This window comes from Microcoleus sp. PH2017_08_TRC_O_A, from assembly GCF_020738665.1.
Taxonomy (GTDB): domain Bacteria; phylum Cyanobacteriota; class Cyanobacteriia; order Cyanobacteriales; family Microcoleaceae; genus Microcoleus.
This window is the reverse complement of the sequence record NZ_JAEQCE010000107.1, coordinates 19,854-30,213: the sequence shown is the minus strand read 5'-3', so window position 1 is coordinate 30,213 and position 10,360 is coordinate 19,854. Positions and strand designations below refer to the sequence as shown.

Here is a 10,360-nt window from a genome sequence, read left to right as displayed (position 1 = left end):
AGCCGACTCCCTTGGGTGAAGCAGGAAGCAGACCCTTCAAGAGCAATCTTGATTGAATAGTGAGACTTGAGAAAGTTTAGCTAAGTTTTGTGTAGCAGCTTACAACCTACCTTGCTGTCTGGAGGAATGTCTGCGCTCCTCTGAGCTTGCGGCAAGGCAAGAATAGCAAACCGCTATTTTGGGGAGCCTCGTTGTGGCTCTGATGATTGCCTCCAAGAACCTGAATTTCAGGAGATTTACAGTTAAACTTCTCAAGAATCTCATCCCCGACTTTCGGGGAGGGAGTATCTAAAAGTCGAGCTGTCCCCAGTCAAAAAGCCCCTGTATCTGACAACTGTCAACGATCGCAGTAAAAGTCAGCAGCACGTCTTTTGACCCTGCTCAAACCGTTCGACTAGCAGTTTAACAAAAAATATAGTACAGTTCTTAAACTCACAATTTTCGGAGATTCGAGGTAATATCATGGCCGAAATAACTAAAGAAGAAATGCGCGAACGCCTGGGAAATATTGACCAGATTCGCGATATAATTTTCGGGGCGCAGCTTAGAGAATACGACAATCGTTTCGACAAAATAGATTCCGACTTGTCGATGATGCAGCAAGATATGCACGCTCGCATCGAACAAGTGAAAACAGTTCTGTCCACAGAAATGAGGGCGGCAGTTGATTCGTTAGAAAAGAAAGTTAAATCGCTCACCTTAAATACGCAAGAAGAAAGTGCTGACCTCCGACAGCAAATCGATCGCGTTAACCGCAAATGCTCCAGCACCATCGAAGCCCTCGACGAGGCGATCGACAATCAAACCAGTTCCATTCGCGACGAACTCTCTCAAACCAGAGAGCGACTCTCCGAAGAAACCCGCACTTTGAAAACACAGGTTTTTGAAGAACTAGACCGACGCTTTTCCATGCTCAGAGATGTTAAAGTTTCCAGAGATGACATGGCAGAAATTCTGTTTGAACTAGGAATGAGACTCAAAGGAACAGAATTTGTGCCCGAACTTAAAGGCGTTGCTGATAATAAGTCAAATAACGAATTTTTGTTGCCGGAGCGCCACCATCACGGATAATAACGCATGGCTTTACCGAAAGAAAATCCAGAAGTTGAAAATCAGCTAGAGGGTTTTGTTTCTAAACCTGACGAGTCTGCTGCCTCGGCAGCAACCCAGCTAGACCCCTTGTTGACTCTGTTATTCGATCTCAAAATTATTGCTGGTTCAAAGCAGCAAAATCCCGAGTCCGAAGCTGACAGCAGCGGCAAAAACGGTCAAGCTGGGGCCCTCGGCGGGTCGATCGATTTGTTAAGTATTTCCTCCGCACAGCCAGAGGAAATTGCAGCGCAGCAAAATCCCGAACCCGAAGCTGCTAGCAGCAGCGGCAAAAACAGTCAAGCTGGAACCCTCGGCGGGTTGATGGATTTGTTAAGTATTTCCTCCGCACAGCCACAGGAAATTGCAGCGCAGCACAATTCCGAACCCGAAGCTGACAGCAGCGGCAAAAATAGTCAAGCTGGAGCACTCGGCGGGTTGATGGATTTGTTAGGTATTTCCTCCGCACAGCCAGAGGAAATTGCAGCCGTGCCAGAAACTGGCTCTTGCCAACCCGATTCTACTGCTTCCCCGGCTGTTGCAGACGAGTCCCACAATTTGCTGTTCGCTACTCACAAACTCAACACTTCTGAACTGGAAAGAAACTATTCCTCAGCTAAAACTATAGATGTTTCCGCAGATGTTTCGGATTTGGAGAGAGAATCACCCTCGCTACAAGCATTCCCTGACTTAACAATTTCCGATTCTCCCCAGTACGTACAGGGCGAAAAATCCCAGGATTCTGCTGACACCGCTGTAGAGAATTCGCCCATTCCCCAAACTCTGGCGCCACCCGCAGCAACCGATCCGAATTCCTCAGTGTCCGGACTTTCGCAGCCATCCCAAAAAATATATGCAGATGCAAGTGTGGCATCAATTGAACCGAAGCGAGAGTCGCAAGAACAGCCGATACCACTATCGCAGCGATCGGAAATCATAGGCGATATTAAACAAGAATTCAATGAAGCCGACAGCGCGATGGGAAGGCTGCAAAATCTGATTTTTGGCTCGCAAATGTCAGATATCGAGCAACTCAAAAATCTCCTAGCAGAAACTGATTTGCCGGGGGTGTGCAATCTGCTAGCAAGCATCGACTCTAAATTAGAAAAACTGGAACACCAAATCTACGATCCACAAGAGCTGATCGCCCTAATGCTGCCTTGGATCGCAGAAATTCTCAGCCGCAAAATTGCCGATTCCAGAGAAGAAGTTGTTAATGCGATAGTCCCAATTATTGATGAAGTGATTAGGGCTAAAACTGTGGAAAACAGGCAAGCAATGAGTTCGGCGATAGGTGAGTTGCTGCCCGACGCACTTGCTCAACAAATAGAAAATTCGCCAGCGGATATTGCTCGGGCGATCGCCCCAGAAATGGGTTTGGCGATAAAAGAGCAAATTCGCCTCGATCAAGAGTCGATCGCCCAAGCCCTCGCCCCGGAAATGGGCAAAGCCATTACAGCCCAAATCGCCCTCGAACGCGACTCTATGGTGGATGCTCTCTATCCCGTCATTGGCAGTACGATCTCTAAATACATGGCAGAAGCTATTAAAACTATCAACGAAAAAGTCTCAAATAGCTTAAGCATGGAAGGAGTTGGGCGCAAAATTCGCTCCCAAGTACAAGGAGTCTCCGAAGCTGAATTAATCCTCAGAGAATCAATACCTTTTACCGTCCAAGCAGCATTGTTAATTCACAAGGCATCTGGCTTGGTAATTTCCGAAGTTCAACACCCCGCAGGCAATTACCAGTTAGAAGCGGAAATGGTAGCAGGAATGCTCACAGCTATTCGCAGCTTTGTGAACGAATGCATCGTTCAGCCCGGAGAAATTTCTGAACTCAATCTAATTGAATACGGCGACTCAAAAATTATGTTAGAAGTAGCGGGATACTGCTACATGGCAGTCGTGATTAAAGGAGAACCGCCACAGTCGTTCATTAACAAACTCCGGCAAACACTTACTAATCTGATCCTTAATTACGCTAAATTAATTCACGAGTTTAACGGCGATCCCGGTACTATACCGGACTCTGTGCACCCGTTCATCCAAAGTTTATTCGACCCGGTGGAAAGGGAAAAATCAAAAAAACCCCCCTTCGTGCTGATCGGGGTGACGATCGCAGCGCTAACCTTAATCTCAACACCTTGGGTAATTTATCAGCACCGCCGGAGCATTGACCGCCCCCTGGCAACAAATGCCGCTTTAGCTTTAGCCTCGACCCCAGAATTAGCGGTTTACCGCTTAAACGCCGACGTGGAGGGCAACACTCTCAAGTTAACCGGAAATTTGCCAAATCCAGAATTGCGGGAAAAAGCCGCCAAAATAGCCGCCTCAACTGCACCAAATCTGAAATTAGACAATCAAATTGTCGCTGTAGATGTACCTCCAGATCCCGTGTTGACGGCGGGTGAGGTGCAGCGGATCACCGCTGTTTTGAACCGCTTGTCGGGTGTTTCTATTTCTAGTCGGTATGGCGATCGCAAAGTTACAGTAGAGGGGACAGTCATGGAGGCTGTCGATTCACAGAAAATTGCTCAGTCCCTGAAGCAAATTCCCGGCGTTGAGTCAGTCGTTAGCACTGTGAAACTAGATCCGCTTAAAATTGCCACCCGCATCTACTTCGACCAAGGAACGACAACATTAGACTCAGCATCAGAAGAAATTATCGCCAGTGTTAAAAGTTTCATGGATCAATATCCTCAAAAACAGATTAAGATAATTGGACACAGCGATCGCACTGGGGAACTTGTCATCAATCAACGGTTGTCGCTCCAGCGTGCCACAGCAGTGCGAGATGCTTTGCTGCGGCAAGGTGCCAATCCGAAGCGCCTCCTGGCGGTTGGCAGTCAAAATCCTCCCCCCGGCGTGGAACCCAATCAACCGCTACTTTTAAGCAGATGCGTGCTATTTGAACCAATAACTAAGATCGTAAACAGCAAATAATTATGTCAGTTACTATATCTAAAAAAATGTGCATGATCGGCGACTTTGGCGTCGGTAAAACCAGTCTGATCCGCCGTTTTGTCGATCGGCAATTCAGCGACGAGTACCTCTCCACCGTCGGAGTAAAAATTTCCCGCAAAAGTATCGCATTAGAAAACACCAAACACCCGGAAAGTGTCACCGCACAGTTGCTGATTTGGGACTTAGAAGGACATACAAAATTCAAAGGAATCGCACCGACTTACTTACAAGGAGCTAGCGGCGTTTTAATCGTTGCCGATGTCAGCCGCTCCGAAACAGTTGAGCGAATCTCCGAACACGTTAAGCTGTTTTCTTCAGTCAATCCCAAAGGATCAATAATCGTCGCTTTGAACAAAGTAGACTTGATTGACGAAGAAAAATTGGCACTGCTAGTGGAAATCTCCCACTCAATCGGTCAAGACAAAGTAATAGCAGTTTATACCACATCGGCTAAAACCGGCAAAGACGTTGACGAAATTTTTCACAAACTAGCTTACACAATGGTAGAACAAGTATGAACCGTTCGTAGATGTATACCCACATCTACCCAAACAGAGCCTGCATTGGGTAGATGCTGCGAACGTGCAGGAACAGGATAAGACCTACGTTGTTTGAGTCATGACACCTACAGATGAACGCCAGTTTGTAGCTCTGTCGATTGCTATTAAGGAACGGATTAATTACATACAGATCCGCGTGTTGCACTCCCAACAAGCTCTTTCAACATTTCCGAGGCAAACATTACTTAGAAATAAGGCTGACAGAAGATGTCAAACTACGTTTTTCTCATTGATGCCAACAAAAAACCGATGAATCCGGTTCATCCCAGTCACGCCAGAAAACTTTTAGATTCGGGCAAGGCTTCGGTGTTTCGGCGCTATCCGTTCACACTGCTCCTCAAGCGAGTAGTAGAAAACATTGGGAGCATCTCAGTTTTGCAAGAAGCATTTTTTATGGTAGTGCTGTCCCCGCTCGCGTGCTTGTACAAGCACGCGAGCGGGGACAGCACTGTAAATGCAAAACTGAGATGCTCCCGGAATATTGGGTGCATCTCAATGCAAGCAAATATATCCGTAGGGGCGAAGCATGACCGTAGTCAATATGGGATTATAACTAATAACTTATATGCGGTCATGCTTCGCCCTCTTCCCAAGTGAGATACACCCGGAATATTGCACAACAGTTCACAGGAAAGATGGTTACAGCTATGCCTGAAAACATACTCAAAAAAGAACGAGTGTCTGGATATGTCCACCAATAATTATCGAACAGTATGAACCCCCTTTTTAGAAAGCTCCTGGGTCCGCGACAAACAGAGTATCTAATAGTAAATCACAATTTCATCATTCAGGAAACCTCTGCCGAAGTGCAGAATTATGCCGATACTCCGGGTGACGCGCTCCCCGGTACAGATGCTCGCATCTGTTTTCCCGAACTGATTGGAATTGAAAATATCCTCATGTCGATCGTGATGGGAAGGCGGCCGAGTTTTGAACTCAAAGGTATCGCTCGGTTTGCCGACAACAACCGCCCTTTATACTTCGATATGTTGGCGATAGAACATGAAAACGAACAAGATATGGCAAGTAATTTGCTAATTTTGATTGAAGATGCCACCGAAAAAATGGTGATGAAGCAATCCTTGATTCAGAGAGCGAATGAAGCTAATCTTTTGCTGAGCGCCTTAGCCGCTTCAAAAGATTATATAGATAAAGTGATTCGCTCCATGGGCGATGCTTTGTTGGTGACAACAACATTAGGAATTATCAAAACAGTCAATCAATCGGCACAATGGTTATTTGGGTACAGCGAAGCAGAATTAATCGACCAGCCTCTCTCCATCATAGTAGTCGAAGAAACATTGCTTTACCAAGGTCGCCACCGCTATATTTTGTCTCAAAAAGAGCTGCTCAGAGAATTGGAAGTAGTCTGCACTACTAAATCGGGAGAAGAAATTTGGGTAGAATTTTCCTGCTCGGCAATTCAGACAGAATTAGACGGACTTTATGATTTCATATATATCGGCAGAGACATCACAGAACGCAAGCAAGAAGACATGGAAATTCGTCGCTCTCTGGTAAAAGAGCAAGAACTCAGACAGCTTAAATCTCGTTTTTTCTCGATGCTGGCTCACGAATTCGGCAATCCTTTAAATACAGTATTATTTGCTACTCAAATTCTCAAAGAATATGGGGACGAAATTACCCAAGCGGAAAAACAAGAATACCTCGAACACGTTAAATCAGCATCTAAACACATGGCTCAGCTATTAGATGACGTGCGGTTGCTCAGCAGCGCCGAAGCTGGAAAACTCCAATTCAATCCCGCACCACTTGACTTGCGAAAATTTTGTAGCGAGTTAGTAGAATCAATAAAAATTAGCTACGGACAAAATCATAAAATTAATTTTGTTTGCAGAAAATCTATTGCGCCTGGGAAAAAAACCGCTCCGGAGTCGGAGGCAACAGAATACTCGCCCGCACTGGATGCCAAATTGCTGCGGCACATCTTGACAAACTTGCTGTCAAATGCTGTAAAATATTCGCCGATCGACAGCTATATTGATTTTCAATTAAATTGTCGTCATGAAGAAGCTATATTTAAAATAAAAGATGCGGGCATTGGCATTCCTATAGAAGACCAAGAACAACTGTTTGAATCTTATTACCGGGCCCAAAATGTCGGAAAAATACCTGGTACAGGACTGGGTTTATCCATAGTTAAACAGTGTGTAGACCTGCACGGAGGTCAAATCGAATTTTCCAGCGACACAGGGTTAGGCACTACCTTTGTAGTCACAATTCCATTTGCAAAACAGAGGTAATACGATTTGGGAATTGGGAATTGGGCATAGGGCATAGGGCATAGGCATAGGGCATACCTCACCACGCTTGAGAACCGTTATAATACGATTTTCCATTTTCCATTTTTCGATTTTCCGATTTGGGAATGACCCGCCCAAAAATGGGTACCGTGCCACGTAAGCGACCTTGGCTGGTCTATTCCAAAACTTTAGACAAAACTTCAAGGTGCCAGATTCATCAAATCGAGCAATGACTAATGACCAATGACCAATGACCAATGACTAATGACTAATGACTAATGACTATCACGAACTGAGGGCACGTTCACCACTACAAAATCCAACATGACAACCCTGTTAAATAAATTGTTGGTTCCCCACCACTTGGAGTACCTAGCACTGGATCAAGACTTTCTTATCGCAGAGACATCTCTCAACGTGCAGCGGTTTGCCGACTGTCCCGAGGAAGTAGTTACCGGAAACGATGTCCGCATTCCCTTTCCCGAATTCCTGGGAACTGAAGAAATTTTAATCGATATTTTTGAAGGGCGGTTGCCAAATTTTGAATTAAAAGCGATGACGCGAGTATTAGAAAATGGCTCGCGGCTTTATTTTGATATGTATATCGTCGAGTTCAGCAATGACGATAGCGAGCAGAGATTAATTGTATTTTTTGAAGACGTAACCGACAGGATGGGTTTGGAACAAACTCTAGTCCAAGCTACCAATGAAATGAATATTTTATTGAGTACCTTAGCCGCTACTAATAATTATGTTGAAAAAATTATTACTTCCATGGCCGAAGTTTTGTTGGTGACAACGGCCTCGGGAAAAATCAAAAAAGTCAATCAAGCGGCTCAAGATTTGTTCGGTTATAGCGAATCGGAATTAGTAGGTCAGCAAATAGACACCCTTACTGCTGAGGGCGCATCTTTGCAAGCAGTCAGCCAAGAGTCGCCTCAACAATCTCAAACTAATACTGAAGTAATTTGCACCGCAAAAACAGGAGAAAAGCTGACAGTTTCCTTTTCCTGTACGCCGATTCCAAGTGACATGAAAAGTTTTTCTGCAACTTCTACGGCCCTCCAAGATTTTGTGTACATCGGCCGCGACATGACATACAGACAGCGAGCCCGCAAGCGAAAAGTAGCTCAGTACGTCACCACTCACATCCTCTCTACATCCGAAACAATCAAAAAAGCTCTAGAAGCAATTCTCCCCGCAATTTGCGACAGTTTGGGGTGGGATACTGCCGAACTTTGGATGCCGCCGGAAGCTGGGGAAAAACTGCTGTTAGGAAGTAAGAGAATAACTGCGATTTCCGACCCCAATTTGCTGCGGTGCGTCGCCTGTTGGACAAAAGGCTCAGTTTCCATCCCCAAATTTGCCGAATCTGCCGAACAAATGATCTGTGGATTCGGGGAAGGATTGTCGGGTCTCATTTGGGGCAGCGGTTCGTCTCAGTGGATTGCGGATGTAACAGAAAGCGAAATTTTTATTAGCAGAGAAATTGGCGTAGAAGAACGACTGCACGGAGCTTTTGGCTTCCCAATTTTGGGGGACTACGAGCAGGAAAATTCTGAAAGCTCTGTGTTGGGGGTGATGACTTTTTTTAGCCGCGAAGTGCAGTATTTGGATGAAGAATTGCTCCAGACAATGGCAACAATCGGCAGCCAACTCGGTCAATTTATTAAGCGCAAGCAAGCGGAAATAGCTTTGCGGGAAAGCGAAGAACAATTACGAGACTTATTTGAAAATGCTACTGACTTAATTCAAAGTATTGGAGCTGACGGTCATTTTTTGTATGTAAATCGGGCTTGGCGGGAAACTCTGGGCTACAGCGAAGCCGAAATTGCTCAAATGACTGTTTTTGATATCATTCATCCCAACAGTTCCCCAGAGTCGATGGAGATATTATGTCAAGTTATTACTAAAAAAGCTGTCAATGAAAATACTTTTTATCCCCACTCTATTCAAATAATATTTATTACTAAGAATCACGAACAAATTTTGCTGGAAGGTAGCATAAACTGTAAGTTTTTGGAAGGTTCTTTAGTAGCGATTCGCGCTATTTTGCGAGACATTACTGCTCGCAAGATGGCGGAAGATGCTCTAGCAAAATCTGCTTCCTTGCTGCAAGCAACTTTTGATTCTACTGCTGACGGTATTTTAGCTATTGATAGGAGCGGAAAAATAGTTACTTTCAATCGAGAATTTGTGGAAATGTGGGGGGTACCTAGCGACGTGATGGCGCTGCGAGACGACGCAACAACGATCGCCTTTGTGCAGAACCAACTCAAAGACCCGCAAGCATTCCAAGAGAGAATAGAATCGCTTTACGACCAGCCAGAAGCCGAAAGTTTTGACTTGTTGGAATTTGAAGACGGCAGATTTTTTGAACGCCATTCGGAACCGCAGCGGCTGGGAGATAAAATTATCGGTAGAGTCTGGAGTTACCACGATATTACGGAACGCAAGCAAGCAGAAGATGCCCTGCGGGAAGAACAAGAAAAATCGGAAAATCTGTTGTTAAATATCTTGCCCGTGGCAATAGCAGAACGACTCAAACAAAACGAAACGACTATTGCTGAATATTTTCCCGAAGTGACTGTTTTGTTTGCTGATATTGTGGGGTTTACAGCTTTGTCTTCTGTGATGAATCCGATCGACCTCGTGGAGCTCCTGAATAAGATTTTCTCAGGATTCGATATGTTGTGCGAGCAGCACGGCCTAGAGAAAATCAAGACCATCGGCGACGCATACATGGCGGTAGGAGGGCTGCCCTACCCTCGGGCAGACCATGCAGAGGCGATCGCCCAAATGGCCCTAGATATGCAAAAAGAGATAGCTCGGTTTAATGGTCTGAATAAGAAATATTTTAGCATCCGCATCGGCATCCACAGCGGCCCGGTTGTTGCCGGAGTGATTGGCATCAAAAAGTTTATTTACGATTTGTGGGGCGATACGGTAAATATCGCTTCCCGCATGGAATCTCATGGTTTGCCTTGGCGGATTCAAGTCAGTGAAACTACTTATGACTTATTGAAAGACAAATATTTGCTGGAAGGGCGCGGAACTATTGAAGTTAAAGGTAAAGGGGGTATGAAAACTTATCTGCTTGTAGTTGACAGTTGACAGTTGACAGTTGACAGTTGACAGTTGACAGTTGACAGTTGACAGTTGACAGTTGACAGTTGACAGTTGACAGTTGACAGTTGACATAGTGCGAACTCATAGGCAGCATCTCATGTTTGTAAAAAGGATTTTTTTATTATAGTGCGAGCACGCAAGAGCTCGCGTATTGTAGAATACGCGAGCGGGGACAGCACTATAAATGAAAACTGAGATACTCCCAACTCATATAACTCGCGAACAGGAGTCAGCAGTCAGCAGTCAGCAGTCATCAGTCATTAGTCATCAGTCATCAGTCATCAGTGATTAGTCGTCAAGCTGATGACTAAAAGTGTTGCTAAAGTTAGTTAGGAATACTTTTTGACCAAGATT

General features: G+C 45.0%; 6 protein-coding genes. All 6 read left to right on the top strand.

Features of this window, described 5'->3' with window-relative positions; all coding sequences use genetic code 11:
* The first annotated feature begins 462 nt into the window (after positions 1–462).
* The 6 genes from JGK22_RS28585 (at position 463) to JGK22_RS28560 (ending at position 9,991) form a co-directional block, all read left to right on the top strand.
* The gene (locus JGK22_RS28585) at positions 463–1,071 is read left to right on the top strand and encodes a hypothetical protein (protein ID WP_293155138.1); all 609 of its coding nucleotides are present in this window, start codon (positions 463–465) and stop codon (positions 1,069–1,071) included.
* A 6-nt stretch (positions 1,072–1,077) separates the two neighbouring features.
* Entirely contained in the window at positions 1,078–4,032 is a 2,955-nt protein-coding gene (locus JGK22_RS28580; protein WP_293314263.1) for an OmpA family protein, read from the top strand.
* A gap of 2 nt (positions 4,033–4,034) precedes the next feature.
* On the top strand, positions 4,035–4,571 hold the full coding sequence (locus JGK22_RS28575; RefSeq protein WP_293185788.1) for a Rab family GTPase: 537 nt from the start codon (positions 4,035–4,037) through the stop codon (positions 4,569–4,571).
* Positions 4,572–4,820: 249 nt separating this feature from the next.
* Positions 4,821–5,210 (top strand): RRXRR domain-containing protein, encoded by a 390-nt coding sequence (locus JGK22_RS28570; RefSeq protein ID WP_293185787.1) that lies wholly within the window; start codon positions 4,821–4,823, stop codon positions 5,208–5,210.
* A gap of 209 nt (positions 5,211–5,419) precedes the next feature.
* Entirely contained in the window at positions 5,420–6,877 is a 1,458-nt protein-coding gene (locus tag JGK22_RS28565; protein WP_293193608.1) for a PAS domain-containing sensor histidine kinase, read from the top strand.
* A 324-nt stretch (positions 6,878–7,201) separates the two neighbouring features.
* Positions 7,202–9,991: an adenylate/guanylate cyclase domain-containing protein gene (locus JGK22_RS28560; RefSeq protein WP_293314261.1), complete on the top strand. Its 2,790-nt coding sequence runs from the start codon at positions 7,202–7,204 to the stop codon at positions 9,989–9,991.
* Positions 9,992–10,360 lie beyond the last annotated feature (369 nt).

What these genes read in the sequence shown, in the direction of transcription:
- JGK22_RS28570 (WP_293185787.1), top strand. Translation starts at nt 4,821, where the DNA reads ATGTCAAACTACGTTTTTCTCATTGATGCCAACAAAAAACCGATGAAT.
- JGK22_RS28585 (WP_293155138.1), top strand. Translation starts at nt 463, where the DNA reads ATGGCCGAAATAACTAAAGAAGAAATGCGCGAACGCCTGGGAAATATT.
- JGK22_RS28580 (WP_293314263.1), top strand. Translation starts at nt 1,078, where the DNA reads ATGGCTTTACCGAAAGAAAATCCAGAAGTTGAAAATCAGCTAGAGGGT.
- JGK22_RS28575 (WP_293185788.1), top strand. Translation starts at nt 4,035, where the DNA reads ATGTCAGTTACTATATCTAAAAAAATGTGCATGATCGGCGACTTTGGC.
- JGK22_RS28560 (WP_293314261.1), top strand. Translation starts at nt 7,202, where the DNA reads ATGACAACCCTGTTAAATAAATTGTTGGTTCCCCACCACTTGGAGTAC.